1 pseudogene is annotated in these 256 nt (G+C 61.3%); it reads left to right on the top strand.

Features of this window, described 5'->3' with window-relative positions:
- Nucleotides 1-256: pseudogene (locus tag SMC1_RS01345) on the top strand (hybrid sensor histidine kinase/response regulator); the annotation flags it as partial.

The raw sequence follows: 256 nt of genomic DNA, 5'->3' as shown, positions 1-256 counted from the left end.
TCCGATCCGCAGGAAGTGATCGCGCGTGCCAAGTCGTTGAGCGTCGAGCTTGGAACCCCGATTACACCGGGCTTCGAGGCATTGGTGTTCAAGGCCTCACGCGGCATCGAGGACATCTACGAGCTGACCTACATCCGCAAGGATGGCAGCCGCTTCCCAGCGGTCGTATCGGTCACGGCCCTGCGCGACGCTCAAAACGCAATTATCGGCTATCTGCTGATCGGCACGGAGCTCAAGGCGGGGGCTTTGCAGAGCG

This window comes from Candidatus Cryosericum septentrionale (genome assembly GCF_003570995.1).
In the GTDB taxonomy this organism is placed as follows: Bacteria; Caldisericota; Caldisericia; order Cryosericales; family Cryosericaceae; genus Cryosericum; species Cryosericum septentrionale.
Note: the sequence above shows the minus strand (reverse complement) of the source record. Positions and strands in the feature narration are given on the sequence as shown.